The organism is Aeoliella straminimaris, assembly GCF_024054565.1.
In the GTDB taxonomy this organism is placed as follows: domain Bacteria; phylum Planctomycetota; class Planctomycetia; order Pirellulales; family Lacipirellulaceae; genus Aeoliella; species Aeoliella straminimaris.
Genome location: NZ_JAMXLR010000026.1, coordinates 120,318 through 135,339 on the forward strand (window position 1 = coordinate 120,318; position 15,022 = coordinate 135,339).

9 protein-coding genes are annotated in these 15,022 nt (G+C 60.4%); 6 read left to right on the top strand and 3 right to left on the bottom strand.

The annotated features are described in order from the left end of the window. Positions 1 to 86 precede the first annotated feature (86 nt). Positions 87 to 1,352 (bottom strand): hypothetical protein, encoded by a 1,266-nt coding sequence (locus tag NG895_RS07380; RefSeq protein ID WP_252851830.1) that lies wholly within the window; start codon positions 1,350 to 1,352, stop codon positions 87 to 89. Positions 1,353 to 1,661: 309 nt separating this feature from the next. Here NG895_RS07380 and NG895_RS07385 point away from each other — a divergent pair, with 309 nt between their 5' ends. Together NG895_RS07385 and NG895_RS07390 are read left to right on the top strand one after the other, a co-directional pair. Next, positions 1,662 to 2,543 carry a hypothetical protein gene (locus NG895_RS07385; RefSeq protein WP_252851831.1) on the top strand — a complete coding sequence of 294 codons (882 nt, stop codon included), beginning with the start codon at positions 1,662 to 1,664 and terminating at the stop codon, positions 2,541 to 2,543. 285 nt (positions 2,544 to 2,828) lie between these two features. Next, on the top strand, positions 2,829 to 3,404 hold the full coding sequence (locus tag NG895_RS07390) for a response regulator (RefSeq protein WP_252851832.1): 576 nt from the start codon (positions 2,829 to 2,831) through the stop codon (positions 3,402 to 3,404). Here NG895_RS07390 and NG895_RS07395 read toward each other — a convergent pair. Beyond that, complete coding sequence (locus NG895_RS07395) at positions 3,367 to 4,818, bottom strand: two-component system sensor histidine kinase NtrB (RefSeq protein ID WP_252851833.1); 1,452 nt, start codon at positions 4,816 to 4,818, stop codon at positions 3,367 to 3,369. The two genes, NG895_RS07390 and NG895_RS07395, sit on opposite strands and share 38 nt — an antisense overlap. Before the next feature lie 499 nt (positions 4,819 to 5,317). Here NG895_RS07395 and NG895_RS07400 point away from each other — a divergent pair, with 499 nt between their 5' ends. Beyond that, complete coding sequence (locus NG895_RS07400) at positions 5,318 to 7,345, top strand: hypothetical protein (protein WP_252851834.1); 2,028 nt, start codon at positions 5,318 to 5,320, stop codon at positions 7,343 to 7,345. 298 nt (positions 7,346 to 7,643) lie between these two features. Here NG895_RS07400 and NG895_RS07405 read toward each other — a convergent pair whose 3' ends face one another. Beyond that, positions 7,644 to 9,023 (bottom strand): diguanylate cyclase domain-containing protein, encoded by a 1,380-nt coding sequence (locus tag NG895_RS07405; protein WP_252851835.1) that lies wholly within the window; start codon positions 9,021 to 9,023, stop codon positions 7,644 to 7,646. A 184-nt stretch (positions 9,024 to 9,207) separates the two neighbouring features. Here NG895_RS07405 and NG895_RS07410 point away from each other — a divergent pair, with 184 nt between their 5' ends. The 3 genes from NG895_RS07410 (at position 9,208) to NG895_RS07420 (ending at position 14,897) form a co-directional block, all read left to right on the top strand. Beyond that, positions 9,208 to 10,332: an FHA domain-containing protein gene (locus NG895_RS07410; protein WP_252851836.1), complete on the top strand. Its 1,125-nt coding sequence runs from the start codon at positions 9,208 to 9,210 to the stop codon at positions 10,330 to 10,332. A gap of 46 nt (positions 10,333 to 10,378) precedes the next feature. Continuing rightward, a complete protein-coding gene (locus NG895_RS07415; RefSeq protein WP_252851837.1) occupies positions 10,379 to 12,736 on the top strand; it encodes a protein kinase domain-containing protein in 2,358 nt (785 codons plus the stop codon). 619 nt (positions 12,737 to 13,355) lie between these two features. After that, positions 13,356 to 14,897 (top strand): hypothetical protein, encoded by a 1,542-nt coding sequence (locus NG895_RS07420; RefSeq protein WP_252851838.1) that lies wholly within the window; start codon positions 13,356 to 13,358, stop codon positions 14,895 to 14,897. The last annotated feature ends 125 nt before the right edge of the window (positions 14,898 to 15,022 follow it).

Sequence of the window (15,022 nt, forward strand, 5' to 3'; positions counted from 1 at the left end):
ACAAATCGTCCAAGGATCGAACCCGTTGCTCTGACGATTCAGGACCTTGGCGCAGGTACCGCATTCAGCAGGTGCAGCAGCGGTTCTTAACGGAGGTGCTTTTTGAGAAGCTCCGCCTGGTGAGCGACGCGAGGATCGGTGTCGCGGAGGGCCAGATCCAGAGTTTCGGCGATAAGCTGGCGATCGGACGTCGTGGCGATGCTCGCCATGGCCGCCGCACGCACTTCGGCTGCCGGATCGTGCGCCAGTCGCCACAGCCAGGCGCCCGGCTCGAGCCGCGACGACGTAAGCGATAAATCGACCAGAGCCAGCCGGTCGGCCATGCTGGCCGAGACCGCCATCCGGGCATCGCGATGGGTTACGAGACCGTAGCCCAGCTTCTCGAGCTCTTTTGCTGCGGTACGCTGCGAAGTTTCGTCGCCCGTGGCTAATTGGGCAAACAGTTGATCGGTGGCCGACCCGGAATCGCGATTCGTCCCGTCGTCCTCCGCGCGCTGCCGCTGCGTGCTGGCCGAGTGAGCCGGCACCTGTGAACGCAGGCCCTTGCGCAGGCGGTCCACCGCCCACTGCTGATTCCACTGCTCCAAGGAATCGTCGTCTTCCGCTTTGGTTTCCAGGGGAATGGCCTCGAGCACGATGGTTTCGCGATCGGGCTGTTGCTTCTGATCGCTAGCCACGGCTGCTTTGGCCGACTCGCTACCAGGTTCCCGCGGTGGCAGCGTCAGTTCGAACGCACGGGGCTCGCTGACGAATGCATTCTCTGGCAGCGGCGAGCTATTGGGCGCCGGAAGCGTAAGTCGGTACTCGACGTTGGGCTCGAATGCTAGCGGCGGTTCGTCCGCAGGCAGGCTCGAGAGCGCCCGATCGCAGATTCGGACCAGCGCCACGCGTTGTTCGAGGTCTTGCTGTTGGGCAAGTTCCACTAGCGCGGCCAGAACACCTCGCGCCCAGTTGCGACCACTGACCGTTGCATTGGGCAGCTGCCTCTCGATGGCATGCGCCAGTGGCAGGGCGTTTCGTTGAAGCGAAAACGTGGCTGGGTGCAGGAAAGCCTGCTGCTGCCAATGGTCCACCAGGCGGTCGACTTCGGCACGGGCCGCCAGGGCCACGGACGAGCGATTGGAGTTGGCCGCCGCCAGCAACGCAGGATAAGCCGTTTCGCCAAACGCGGCGAGCTCTCGCACCAGTCGGCCCGCGGTAGCATCGTCCGACGTGCGAACTCGCGAAGCGACCCTCTGTACGGTAAGCCATTTGCCGGTGCGGGCCGCTATCACCACAAACGCCACCGCCGCTAGCAGGACGGCAGTGCCACGAAGGATTAGCGTTCGGCGGGACAGAGCGGATTTAGCCATGGTGCGGGATTCTGGTGAGTTGATGCCGTGATCGCAAGAGCAATACAGGAAAGCAGCCACTTGGACCAGTCGCAATCATCACCTGAAGGTCCTAATTTTCAGGCTCTGCGGGGCAACGTGCCGGCCTTCGCCCCTCACGCAGCGAGACTGGCAGCGGGATTTCGCATCGTTCGCTCCCACTGCTAGCGGGCTAAACTTCCTGTTTCGCCTGACCTCGGCCCCCGTCGCGCGCCGAAATAATCGTTGAGATCGGCAAAGGTTGCCAACTATGGGGCACCGCGCGCCCAACACCTGGGGGGAACAGGGATGATGCAAAGTGGAACAAGGCTGGGGCAAATGGCCGGCGTGATGCTGTTATGCATGACGCTGCAGTCGGGGGTGGCCCAAGCCGAATCCGACGCCATGGCGGCCACGAGTGGGCGAGCAGCTCGCGACGAAGCCATGCGATCCATTCCCTGGCGTAACCTCGATAACACCGAGCGGCGGGCCGTCGAGTACGTGGTCCGTAACGCCACGATGTATCGCCGCATGCCCACCCGGGTGATCGACTGCGACCCGCAGGTGTTCAACTTCCTGGGGCAAAACCCCGAGGTCGTGACCGAGCTGTGGAAGCTGATGGGAGTGGCGAATCTCGACCTCGAGAAGATCGGCCCCGATACGTACCGCGCCAAGGACGATGCTGGCACCAGTGGCACCATGAAGTTTCTGTCGGCCAGTTGGAACGACAATGCCCAGAATACGGTGCTGGTGTTCTGCGAAGGCACTTACCACGGCACGCCTCTGCCGGCCGACGTGACCGCGCGTAGCGTACTGTTGCTGCGGAGCGGCTCGATGGTGGAAACCGATGGCAGACCCTACGTTACAGCACGGCTCGACTCGTTCGTGCTGGTCGATCGCTGGGGTGCGGAGATGGTGGCCAAAACCATCAAACCGCTGTTGATCAATACGGCCGATCACAACTTCACCGAGACCATGAAGTTCGTCGGCACTTTCTCCAAGACGGCCGAGAGTAATCCCGCCGGGATGCAGCGTCTGGCCGATCGACTGCAGAAGCTCGACAACCCCACCCGCCAGGGAATGGCCCGTGTGTGCGCCGCTACCGCTGCCCGCTACCAGGCCATCGGCCGCGTGCACCAGGACGGCGAAGTCCGTCTGACGGCGCGTACCGAAGAGGCCACCCCGCGGCAATAAGCGGCGCGGATATTCTCGAATGTGGAACACCACATCCACGGGATGTAGATGGTAAAAAACGCGTATACGACTCTTGCTGGGTGTCGTAAACAGGCTGTGGGCACGGCGATTGTCTCCGGCTTGAGGTGCTTCGCCCAAATTCCAGCATCGACAAGACTCCGCCCAACTGCATAATAGGCGCCTGCGTTGCACGCTTCTCGACTTGGCATGAAGCCACCGTCTTTTGAGTCTCGATCTCCGCTGGCATAGGACTTGCCTCGGCCCTCTCGAGCAAGGACCCGATTGATGCTCGTCCTATCGCGCAAGCCCAACGAGTCGATCATTGTTACGGGAAAGTGTCGGATTACTGTCTTCAACTCCAACTGCAAACTTGGAATTGAAGGTCCCGCCAAAGTGGTTCGCGCGGAACTCGAACCGCAGCCGGTACGGAAAACGGGCGAAAAGCCCATGGTCCATATTTTGGACGACGACCTGAACCTGCTGCGAGCCTACCGGACTTACTTGGAAAACTCCGGTTTCCGAGTGGAGACTTTTCGGCACGGTGGCGAGTATCTCGACAGCCTAAGCGAGAATTGCGATGCCTCGGCAGCAATGTTCGATCTGCGATTGGCGGAGGAGGATATCGACGGACTACAGGTCCTCCAGCAGTTGCGGGCACGGAGGTACGACTTCCCCGTGGTCCTGCTTACCGGCTACGGCGACGTGGATACTTGCCGCCGGGCGTTCCACAGTGGGTGCTACACGTTCTTACAGAAGCCGGCATCGCCCGAGGATATCCTGACCAAACTTCAATTGGCCACACGGCAGTACCTCAACGGCGAACTCAGCTATCCTTACGATCCGGCAATGATGGCAAGATGACTTCCACGCGGGCACCTTGCGACCGCTGGGAGGCGTCGATACGTCCGCCAAGACGCCTGACAATGGACTGGGAAATGGTCAGTCCCATGCCCAGACCACCCTGCTTGGTGGAGTACAGCGGCTCGAATAATCGCTTCGGGTCATCTGGCAATCCCGGCCCACAGTCGTCCACGCGTATCACCACTTCGCCGTTGCTTTGTTGGGTGCTCACAGTCACGGGGGGGCCTGCCTGATTGGCATTGCGGATCAGGTTGGAGATCACCAATTGCAGTTGAATGGGATCGCCCAGTACTTGCGGCAAATCGTTCTTCAGCTCCGTCCGCACGCTGCTCCCCACCTCGCGATACATGAATGTCAGCGTGTCGCCAATCAGGGTATTCAGGTCGATGGGCTGATTCACCATGTCGCGACGAATCACTGCATCGCGCAGCCGGCGGACGATGTTACTCAACTCCCTGGATGCCGAGATCATCCCTTCGACCGGTTCTTGGATCGTATCGGGTGGATCTCTGAACTGGAGCACCCCGGCCCACATCACAATCCGCTGAATTGGCGTATTCAGTTCGTGAGCGAAGCCGCCAACCACCTCGCGAAGGCTCAGCGCGTGGCTCAACTCGGCCAGCTCTTTCTCGCGACGTTGCTTGTGCAACGTTTGGTCGACCATGCAAGCCAACACCACCGGTTTGCCATGATGTTCAAGGGGAGTCAAACCAATTTCAACCGGCACTTCGTGCCCGGCCTTGTGCATGCCGGTCAGTTCGCGACCTTCCCCCAACTGGGTGACAGTTGGCTTATCGAAGTAAGAACCGACCAGCGCCGGATGGTGCTCGCGATACCGAGCCGGCACGAGCATGTCGACGCACTGACCAATCAGTTCGTCTGCCGTGTAGCCAAACACGCGCTCGGTGGCCAGATTCACCATCAGGATCTTTCCCGTGTGATCGGCAACCAACATGGCGGTGGGGGCGTGCTGAATAATGGACTGGATGTCGTTCAGACGACTCGGCAGCGCAAGGGCTTTGGGCAGCGTGGGAAACAACGCCAGCACGGTGGCCCACGACACGATGGCCGTGATCACCTTGGTAACGGCCGACAACCGATAGACGGGCCACCAGAAGATCGTGGCTTCCACCAGGTGAATCGTCCCACAAGCCAGGATGAATGCCGCAAACAGCCACCACACGGCCGGAAAAGCCCGATCCGAACGCTTGCGGGCAAATGCCAGGATGATCAAGGGAATGGCCGTATACGCCAGCCAAATCGCCAGATCGGCGACAATGTGCGTCCAACCCAGCGTTGACGACCAATTGCCACAGTACCAGCGTGGTGGAAAACCAGTCGGGTCGAACACCCCCAAGGCGGGGTGAAACAGCAGGGCGATGAACACCGAAATCAGCGCGGCGACGAGCAGCATCCGAATTGTCTTGCTGCTGAGGCGCATTGTTCCGTTCGCTTTTCCGCAGGCCACCCATCCACCGGTGCCTGCGCTACGCTGGCAGCGGCCATTCATTTCTTCCTTTGCATTGAACGCGCTGGGACTGACGCCGTCAAGCTGCACAGACGGGATGTTTTTGCAATCCAGGGCTCGCCTGCTAAACGCAACAACCACCAGTGGGGGGAGTTGCTTGCGCAATAGGATTCGCCGCCCGTCCATCAGTTCCACTCATGATCACCAGAGTGGGTTCGCTCGAGTGCTCATGCCGTACGCAGAAAAGATCATCCAACGGGCCATGTTTGGAAACCACCAACCGTGCCGATGCATCGGTGACGGGTTGTAACGATTCTGCGGTCCGTATCGTGCCGCGCTGCCAATTGGGACAACTCGCTTCAGTATGCCTGTCGAGCAGGCTCTGTGAGGTAGGCTTTTGCTGGAGATACGGTCAGCTAAATCCAAAAACAGAGGCACCTCGCCGATGCACACAATCGAACACCCCGAAACGCTTCCAGCCGAGGAGCAAGCGGTCGTTCAATTGGCCGCCAAGAACCGAGGCTCGTTTGAGATCATGACTCGGTCCGACACCCGTGGACCTGCCGTCCGTGGCGGACGGGACAAGCTATACGACCCGAAGGACCCAGATTACGCCATGCGATGCTGCGAGGTGATTCCACACCTCATCGAACTGCAGCTGATACGGCAATCGGGTAGTCCCAAGCGGTTCGAGCTGACCAACTACGGCTGGCAACTAAGTCGAAACCTGACAGCGAAACTCAAAGAGCAACAAGGAGACGTGGTGGAGCAATCGCAGGACTCAATCAACGTAACGGCACCGATTCAACGCTCAGCGGAGCCCACTTCGGAGCCACCACCGATGATGGAGAACGCGTTGACCTACGCCAAATCGGCAATATCGGCGGAACAGGAAAACGAGGAACAACCGTCGTCGGCCGAAACAACCTCACCTGAGGGTTCGGACTCGATCGAAAGCATGATGACCTACGCCCAGTCGGCCGTAGCGGCTGAACTGGCTTCCGATTCGGATCCCCCCCCCGGCGAAGCGGCTCCACCGCAGGAGGAGGAAGCGGCATCAGCACGCGATTCTGCCCCCATCGCCCAACGCGAGGAGCAAAACGAGGTCGACCGCGGGGCTGGAGCTCCTTCGGCGCTGCCCCCCGATTTTGGCGGAGGGTCCAAGAAGATCGATAGCGGGCTGGTCGCAGCCCTGGGACTCGACGACGGTTTCCTCCCCCCCGAGCCACGCTCGCTGGAGGAGACCGGCTTGAGCGGCGCGATCGTGGAAGACCTGATCCTGAAAGTGGTAGCCAACGCCGGTTCGAAGACAGGACGCCAAATCTCGGAGTCGCTTTGTCTGCCGCTACCGATTCTGGAAGACTGCTTTACCACGCTCCGCAACCGCCAGCACTTGGCGCCTACCGGCTCGGCCATGCTGGGCGATTACGTCTACCAATTGACCGACAAGGGCCGAGAACGGGCCCGCCTGGCGATGAAGGAATGCGCCTACACCGGGCCCGCGCCAGTACTGCTGGAAGACTATGTCGACTCGGTCGAGGCCCAGACCATCCGCACCGAGAAGCCAAAACGCGACCGGCTGGAGCAAGCCTTCTCCGACATCAACGTCGAACCAGAGATGCTCGAGCAGCTAGGCCCCGCCATTAGCGCCGGTCGCGGCATGTTCATCTACGGTCCGCCCGGCAACGGCAAGACCACCATCGCCCAACGAATCACCCGCTGCTTCGGTCAGAACGTCTTGATCCCCTACGCTATTGTCGAAGATGGCCAGATCATCAAACTGTACGACGCTGCCTGCCACGAGCGTGTCAGCTCGGAGCTCTCGAGCCTGCTGAAGGACAACGAACACGACCAGCGTTGGGTGCGTATCCGTCGACCGACCGTAGTGGTGGGTGGCGAACTGACGATGGACAGCCTGGAACTGAAGCACGATCCCGTCAGCCACATCAGCGAAGCCTCGCTGCAACTGAAAAGCAACTGTGGCAGCCTGCTGATCGACGACTTCGGGCGGCAACGCGTCAATCCGACCGACCTGTTGAATCGCTGGATCGTTCCGCTGGAAAACCGCATCGACTATCTGAGCCTGGCCAACGGCAAGAAAATCCAGGTACCTTTCGAGCAGTTGATTATCTTCTCGACCAACCTCGAGCCTCACGATCTGGCCGACGACGCGTTCCTGCGGCGAATTCCGTTCAAGATCGAGATTGGTGCTCCGACCCGCGAGGAGTTCATCAAGTTGTTTGGCATGTTTGCCGGCAAGCTGAAAGTCGACTGCCCACTGGAGTCGCTGGAGTACCTGCTGGCCGCCCACTACGAGTCGTGCAACCGGCCACTGCGTCGGTGCCAGGCTCGCGACTTGCTGGATCAGGCGCTACATTACTGCGAGTACAATGAGCTGCCCATCGTAGCGACGCCCGAGATCCTCGATCACGCGGTGCACAACTACTTCACCGCCATGACTGGCGGGGAGTAGGCGTCGAGCACCAGCGTATTTTCCGACTGGGTGTGCCAGTTGGGCGTCGGTGCGTTGCTTCGCCGCGCGGAAGCCGATGCGGGCGAATGGCCATTTGTCGATGCAGGCCAGTAAAACAGCGGGCCAACCTCGCAAGCCCAACCGGAACGCCAAGAATGTAAGTGCTCCAAGGGTCGGTAGCGGTCACGGTAAGATCAGCCGAGGCTCTACGCCTCGTTCCAAGGGTTCCGGACGGCACCAAGCTCGGCGCAGATCATGCAACGGAAAGGAGAGACCCCAAGAGTTTATGTCGCGTGCCCTAGTGGGTTGCTCCCGCCATGCGGGACGCCCCCGCCCGGTTGGGGACTACCGGTACCACCAGCGAGGCGGTGGTGGGCTCGGCCGCCTCGGGCGAACGATAGCGATCGGCATGCATCTGATCGAGCACCAGGCTGGCCAGGCCTTCGCAGGTCAGGTACCCGATGGGCCGTTGCTGCTGGTCGACCACTACGAGGTAGTCGCTGTCGGTCGTATTGAATGCTTCGAACAGGTCGCTCAATGGTTGGTGGTGCTCGATGGTGTGTGGCTGACAGGTGGAACTGGGCAAACCAAGCTGGGCGTCGGCAAAATGCAGCACGCTGTCGAGCTTTCCTTCCTCGTCCACAATGGGCAGGCAGGGCAGTTGCAAGCTGGGTGCAGAGATAGACGACTCGTAGCCATTTTCCACCTGATCGCGGGTGAGGATGGCAGGAAACAGTTCCATCATGTCCTGGGCCACGGCGTCCTCAAACGGTACTCCGGCGTCCATATCGGCACGCCACTCGGCGATGCGACCCTGAACGTCGGCGGCCATAGCGATGTAATTGCCGCCAAACCAGCGAACCTGCTGCAGGGTCGACTCGCAACGGTTAAGCTGCTCGCCGGCGGCAACGCTCTCGTCCCACTTGGCGATGATGGCAGAAAGCGTCGGCAGCGAGCGGATTTCCCGCACCAGGGTGTCGCTGGCCGAAAAAGTGGTAGCAATGGACTCGGCAAATTGCCGCGCGGCTTCGATGCCGCGGCTCAACGTTACGAGCAGGGCATTGTCCTCCAGTACGCCGCATAATTCCCCTTCCTCAACCTGGTCCTGTACACAACGCCCCAGCATCGACATCAGGTGCCGGGCGGCATGATTGCCGTACTGTTGATGAATCTGGTCGAGGTAGTCGATGCCGAACACCACGCAAGTTGCTGGGGGTTGGCTCGATTCGCTGAGCAATTTCGCCATGCCGCGACGGGTAAGTAGCCCGGTCAGGGCGTCGCGGCGTCCGCGACGTGCCAGGCGATGCTCGAACTCCAGCCTGCGGACGCCCGCCCGCAGGCGAGTGAGCAACTCGCCCGTGTTGACGGGGAAGCGAATCACATCGTCGGCTCCATCGAGCAGCAGTCGTTCGGCCGCATTGGGTTTGTCGATCGCGATGCGGTAAACGTATTCAGGTGTGCGGGGAAGCGCCAGTACTTCGGCCGCGGCGTCGCTGTCCCGGGTATCCAACAGTAGCAGTCCAGGCTGCTTACTCCGCCGGCAGGGGCTTTCGTCGCTGTAGTCGCAGGTTGCGGTTACCTGGTACCCAAACAGCGAAAGCGTCCACGAAAGGTTGCACAGCAACTCTCGATCGGTCGACACGATGGTAATGGCCAGATCGGTGGTAGGGATGCTCACGGCCTGACGGCTCCTGGTAGTAAGAGAAAATCGCTCGGACACATACGGAAGTCTAGCATTCATCCACAGCAGCAGCGCCTGACGGAATGCAATGAGCTAGAGTTTTCATGTGCGGAGGTGATTGCGCGATGGGATTATTGCGCTCTCCGGCACGACTTGTCCGCATCTCGACGAGGAATACCCGGTGTTTTCGACAACACATCCGGACGGCGATGTTCGACCGCGCTTCGAGTACTACCCACTCGACAGCACCAAATTGCAGACCGTTGAAATCAACGAGTTTCCGTTCGTTGTTGGTCGGTCGGCTGCTGCCTCATTCCAAATTAATTCGACATCGGTTTCGCGCGAGCACGCCGAGGTTGTGCGTACGCCCACGGGTTTCTGTGTCCGCGATCTGGGCAGCACCAACGGCACGACGGTGAATGGTTGCCCGGTGCGCGAGACCCCCATCGTGGATGGCGACTCGGTGAGCTTTGCGGACGTGGAAATGACTTTCGTCTGCACGTCGATGAATCGGCTGCAACGAACGCTTACCAAACCACTGCCTCGCAAGAAGCCAGCCGCGGAGTTACCCGGCGCTTCGCCCGAACTGGCCGCCACACGCAGCTTGAGCGAAGCCTTGTTACTGCAGGCGATTCCGCTGGAATGGCAGCGCCTAACCGACACCGACAGCGGTGAAGTGTTGATGAACACGGCGCGGGTGATGCCACCGCTGGACGATCAGATCGGCCAGGCGGATGCCAAGGTTCCCACCCGCGTGGCCGCACGACTGGAACTGCTGGCATGGCACCTGGCCGCTGAGCAGATGGACGACCGCGCCGATTCCGAGGCCCTGCTGCTGTGCGTCACGCAGCAGGAATCTCTGGACGAACGGTTGCTGGACGCCGTGGATGAGGTGGCCGGAGTGCTGCGGACCACCCGCCCGCTGGGCGTGGTGGTCAACTGGGAATGGGCCACAGCCGCGCCCGACGCCCTGCGTCACCTGAGTCGTTTGCAGCGTCAAGGTTACCGCGTGGTGTACAACGAGTTCGCCGGCGGGGGAGGTGGCATTGAATCGATGGAGACGGCAGTGCCGGAATATCTGGTCCTGTCCAGCGCCATGGTGCACGACGTCGTTAATCAGCCACGGCGGATGCAGCGGCTCGAGATCGTGCGGGCGGCCTGCGCTGCTCAGCGCATCAAAGTGGCCCTGCCTGCGAACATCGCGGCCGCCGACCAACAGGCCTGCTGCAACCTGGGGATTCACTTTGCCCAGCAATGCAACCCATCAGCTGCCAACGATCCACTGTTGGCAGTTGCTCCTGCCTGAGATGCACGGCCACTAACTGCTTCCTTTGCCTAATGCCGAAATGACTATGTCCACCTCCTCATCTCCTGCCATCCAGCTTCCTGACGGTTACGTCGCCATCGACCGAATCGGCTCGGGTGGGTATGGCGAGGTATGGAGGGCCACCGCGCCCGGTGGTATGGAAAAAGCGGTCAAAGTGGTTTTTGGTCAGTGCGACGACGAACTGGCTGAACGGGAACTAAAGAGTCTCGAGCGTATTCGCGAAGTGCGCCATCCTTTCGTGCTGTCGCTCGAACGGTTCGAAGTGGTCGGCGGGCGACTGGTGATTGTCACCGAGCTGGCCGACATGAGCCTGGATGATTGTTTCCGCAAGTACGTCGCGAAGGACGAAACGGGCATCCCCCGCGATGAGTTGATCGTCTACATGAGGGATGCCGCCGAAGCACTCGACTGTCTGGTCGAACGTCATTCGTTGCAGCACCTGGACATCAAACCCGAAAACCTGCTGGTGGTTGGCGAACACGTAAAGGTTGGCGACTTTGGCCTGGTGAAGGAACTGGCCACGCGGACGCTCAACTCGATGATGGGTGGCATGACGCCACTGTACTCGGCGCCAGAGGTGTTCGACGACAATCCTTCGCCGCGCAGCGACCAATACAGCCTGGCGATCGTTTTCCAGCACATGCTCACCGGCCATCCACCGTTTCCCGGCCGGACCCCAGCTCAACTGGCCAAGCAGCACACCCAAGCCGAACCGATTCTGCAAGGTCTCTGCGATGGGGACCGGCAGGTGGTTCGCAAGGCGCTGGCCAAACGTCCCGAACAACGATTCTCCTCGTGCCGCGAGTTTGTGGCGGCACTGGCCGCTGGAGGGTTGCACCCACCCAAGCCAGTCGTCCCCAAAGCACCACAGCGCAAGCCGGCTGAACCAGCACGCAAAGACGACGATACCCGATCGAACTCCATCTTTCCCACCCAACGAGCTGGTGAGGACCCCCGCCCTGCCGCGCCCAGCCGTCCAAGTGGAACCGCTGCCCCATCCGGCGCAGCCAGCTCGCTGCAATTCCCAGAAGTCAATTCCAAGGTCGAGGACGTCGAGTGCCCGGAGATCGATCTGCAGGACGCGATCACCACGCCCACGATGTTCATCGGTTTGGGTGGATTGGGAATGAAGCTATTGAACACCGTCCGTGGCCGGATTCTCGAGACGCAGGACCCCGAAACGTGTCGGGCGCACATTGGTTGGCTAGCCATCGACACCGATCGGGAAGCCCTGAAGGAGGCGGCCAGCCACCTGAAGGAAGACATCCTGCACAGCGACGAGATGCTCTGTATTCCGCTCCGCCGTCCCAAGGAATATGGCGAGCGTTCGCGGCAACTGTTGAGCTGGGTGAGTCGGCGGTGGTTGTACAATATTCCCCGCTCGCTGGAAACGCGTGGCTATCGACCCCTCGGCCGTATTGCCGCGGTGGACCATGCCGAAGCAATACTCAGCAACATCTACACCAAGCTGTTCCAGCTCATCGATAAGAATCCCGGCGTAACTTCACTGCGGGTTGTGGTGCTTTCCAGCACCAGTGGCGGCACCGGTGCTGGCACTGTGATCGACATCGGCCAGGCTGCCCGTTCGCTGGCGGCCGATCTGAATGTAAGTATCGAAGTCGATGCGGTGTTGGCGATGCCCGAGCGCACTGCGGGAACGGCCGAGTCGCTATCGATTGCCAACACGTTCGCGCTGCTGACCGAGTTGGCACACACGCAGCGCCAGGGCAACGCCGGCCTGTCCCCAGCCACTGGTCCTGCTGCACGCTACGAATCGGCCGCCGAGCCATTCGACACGGTGTTCTGGCTGCCGATTCCACCACGCAACCAGTCCAACGACTACAACCAGACATTTGCCTCGATTGGCGAAACTCTCGCATTCGAAGCCAATGTGCCCGAAGCAGCGATGTCGCTGAAGAAGTGCCGCCAATCGGGTGCGGCGGCCGATTTCCGATTGCAATCGTTCGCGGCCGCACTAATCGGTCCTTCGGATTCCGCGGCCGACCTGCTCGAACGTTGCCAGCCGAACCTCCACGGGTACGGCTACCAGCGACGCCGGCTCGCCATCGGACTTTCGATTGATACGGTGGCCGAAGTGCTGCGTGGTGACTTGCCGACCCTTGGAACCTGCGAGGCATCTTGTGCCCGAGCCGTGTTCGTCTCCATGGCTTCGGGCATCGATCCACTACACATTGCCGCCAACCTGGCGGAATTCTACCCCGATATCTCCGAAGCCGCCGGAAGGCTTCATGCGCGCGAAGACATCGAATGGACCGACCTGCGCACGACGGCTGGCGCCGCGGCCGAGAAGAAGCCCACTCCCGTGGCGGCCCCCGCGCTGAATACCGACCATCCGACAATGCAACAACCGGCAACCGCTTAGCACTCCGCAGAGCAGCGCAGCAGGGACTGCGACGTTGCGAGCATTACGCGTTGCCGCAGTTGGCTGGGCGTTACATCTTCGCTGGTTGTTAGCTTCGACACATGGCGATTCGAGCGGCCGTGTTTGCGGACATCGACGTCCGGAATGCATGTCCTCTATCTGGCCCTCGTGCGGCAAAAAAAGTTGGGCCTAAATCGAAGCGTGTGCCCGCTCAGTCCAATTGCGCGCAGGGTGAATTACTAGTCGCTCGATCGAAATACATCAGACCGCAGAAAACATAGAGGAAACGGACAACGCAGTTTTTCTGGGCACCATGAGCGTTAACGCACAGTTGTACGGCTCGTAATCAGCAATGCAGTTGCTCTGCAAGTGATGTCCCTAACACCTTTGCAGATAATGTGCAGAAAACGGGGAACCGGGAACGAAACTAGGTACTACTTCCAAGTTGACCACCCTTGCACCTTCCTCCAATCCACCCACCTTGCTTCGGTAACCTGCAACCGTCTGCGACCTGTGCTGGTTGCACATAGATTCGTACCACTACCAGAGCATGGATTTGCGCGCTCGATTCCCCCCACGAAGCGTGCGCGCCCAAAGTTCGAGACTCAGGGGCTCCATGATGACTTCACAGCGATTCGCGCGACGTTTTTGCTGCGTCGGGACGGCGACCTTGTTCTGGTTGTTAGGGCTGCACACTTCTGCCGTTGCCGATACCCCTACGACCCCCTACTGGCTCCACTCGACCACCAACGTCGTCTCCGTGTCGCAGCCCATCGAACAGACGATGCTGGAGCCGACGGATTCCGTGGCCGACGTCACCGGGCCGGTGACGCCACCACCTCCACCCCCAACAGCGGCGATGGATCCCTTGGAATCCGTGCCGGATCCAGCGGCGCATTACGACCAGGAGTCGATCGAGGCGATCCTGCTCCGCTTGGAACAACTCGAGCGATCAGTGGCCGCCGCCGGCGGACCTGACGCTCTGCCCGCGGACGGTCCGGCGCCCGATACGTGTGGTGGCGGCATCGAACCGGCTAGCGATTGCTCGCAGTGTGCCGGCTACGACAAAGGATTCTACATCCGAACTACCGACGGCAACTTCATGCTGAAGATCAACGCCATGATCCAGGCGCGCTACTTCGCCAACTGGCGGAATCTGGACCCAGGCGACGGCGACGAGACCGAAGCCGGCTTCGTGCTGGCCCGCTCGCCGCTGATCTTCAGCGGCAATGTCATCTCGCCCCAACTCACCTACTGGATGATCCTGCAGAGCAGCGGTGTGGATGGTCGCACCTTCATGGAGGAATGTCGCATCAATTACGAGTTTGACAATGGTCTGTTCGTCGAGATTGGCCGCTTCCGCGACCCGTCGTTCATGCGAGAACTCGACATCAGCTACGCTCGACAGATGGGAGTCGATCGCTCGTACCAGTACGCTATTTTCTCGACCGGTATCCAGGAAGGCATCTGCTTTTCGAAGCAGAACGATGATTATCGCGTGCTGACCTTCATCACCGATGGCCGCACTTCAGGTAATCCTGGCGTCAACAAAGACTTCTACCAGGATGCCTGCGACTTCGCGGTCTCGTCGGGTATCGATGTGAAGTTCATGGGCGACTGGACTCAGTACGGCGACTTCGCTTCCTGGTCGGATGAACCCGCCGCCGCGTTCCTCGGCGCCGACATCCACTACGAGGGTCCCGAAACGGGCGACGACGTGGTCGCCAACAACATGAATGAATACTTCGCCTGGACGGTCGATGCGACCTACGAGCGATGTGGCTTCATGGCGTTCGCCTCGCTGGTACAACGCCATTCGCTGGCGGAGGCCCAGGACATTACCCAATCCGGCGTGGAGTTCATGACGGCCTACCAGATCATTCCCGACAAAATTGAGCCTTTCTTTATCTACCAGTACGTCGACTTCGACGGTTACACCAACGTCGGCTCGAAAGCCCTACCAGTGGCGGACAGTTCGGTGAACATCGTCAACGCCGGCGTCAACTGGTACTTCAAACGCCACGCCTGCAAAGCCACCTTCGAGGTATCGCACGCCTTCGACCCCATTCCTATCGCCGTGCCGTACACGGGCTTCCTGGAGGATGTCTCGGGAAACAGCGGTCAGACGGTGTTCCGTACACAGTTGCAGTTGCTGTTCTAGAACTACACTCTCACGCACTGGGCGAGGGACGATGTCGTCGCCAGCCGGTTACCAGGATCAGGCCGGCGGCGGCGACAAGGGGCAATCCAATTGCCTACGGCACCAGCTAGCCTGAAGCGTGCCAC

Excerpts from the sequence above, each read along its gene's own strand:
- NG895_RS07380 (WP_252851830.1), bottom strand. The coding sequence starts at position 1,352 with ATGGCTAAATCCGCTCTGTCCCGCCGAACGCTAATCCTTCGTGGCACT.
- NG895_RS07385 (WP_252851831.1), top strand. The coding sequence starts at position 1,662 with ATGCAAAGTGGAACAAGGCTGGGGCAAATGGCCGGCGTGATGCTGTTA.
- NG895_RS07390 (WP_252851832.1), top strand. The coding sequence starts at position 2,829 with ATGCTCGTCCTATCGCGCAAGCCCAACGAGTCGATCATTGTTACGGGA.
- NG895_RS07395 (WP_252851833.1), bottom strand. The coding sequence starts at position 4,818 with ATGCTGCTCGTCGCCGCGCTGATTTCGGTGTTCATCGCCCTGCTGTTT.
- NG895_RS07400 (WP_252851834.1), top strand. The coding sequence starts at position 5,318 with ATGCACACAATCGAACACCCCGAAACGCTTCCAGCCGAGGAGCAAGCG.
- NG895_RS07415 (WP_252851837.1), top strand. The coding sequence starts at position 10,379 with ATGTCCACCTCCTCATCTCCTGCCATCCAGCTTCCTGACGGTTACGTC.
- NG895_RS07420 (WP_252851838.1), top strand. The coding sequence starts at position 13,356 with ATGACTTCACAGCGATTCGCGCGACGTTTTTGCTGCGTCGGGACGGCG.